This window comes from Curtobacterium sp. PsM8 (assembly GCF_030433875.1).
Classification (GTDB): Bacteria; Actinomycetota; Actinomycetes; order Actinomycetales; family Microbacteriaceae; genus Curtobacterium.
On sequence record NZ_JARUXD010000156.1, the window covers coordinates 1 to 577 of the forward strand.

Annotated in this window: 1 pseudogene; it reads right to left on the minus strand. The window is 67.9% G+C overall.

Going from position 1 to position 577, the window contains the following annotated elements:
* Positions 1–434, minus strand: a pseudogene (locus QCD68_RS17200) (hypothetical protein); the annotation flags it as partial.
* Positions 435–577: the final 143 nt, after the last annotated feature.

Genomic DNA, 577 nt, shown 5'->3' on the forward strand with positions numbered 1-577 from the left:
GGGTTCACGACGAAGTTCTCGAGCGTGACGGTGGTGTCGCCGGCCTTGAGGGTCAGGCCGGAGTCGTCGTGGTTCAGCAGGCCCTGCACGTAGGGGCGGTACTTGCCGTCCGGGCTCCAGTAGGTGACCGAGCCGGAGGTGATCGGGAACGACACGGCGCCGTCGGCGAGCTTGGCGTTGCCGGAGACTCCCGGGGTCAGCTTCAGCGAGGTGAGGGCGTCGGTGAAGCCCTTGTCGAGGGCGACGGAGGTGTTGCCGCCGAGGACGTCGGGGACCGAGGCGACCGGTGCGGGGATCTTCGACGCGGAGCTGGAGGAGACGGTGTGCACGGTCGGGGTCGAGGCGTTGGCTGCGGTGATGCCGAAGCCGGCACCGCCCAGGACGATCGCGCCGGCGGTGGCGAGGGTGATCGTGTTCTTCAGGGACTTGCGCATGTCTTCATTCCTTTGCTTGAACGCGCTCGGCGCGGTTGGTGACAGCGCGCCGAACACACCCCGGCTGAGGGGGTGGAGAACCAGCGGTGAGCTGCTGGTGAGCGCTTGCGGGTGTTTCCCGGCTTGTGACAGTGATTCGGGGC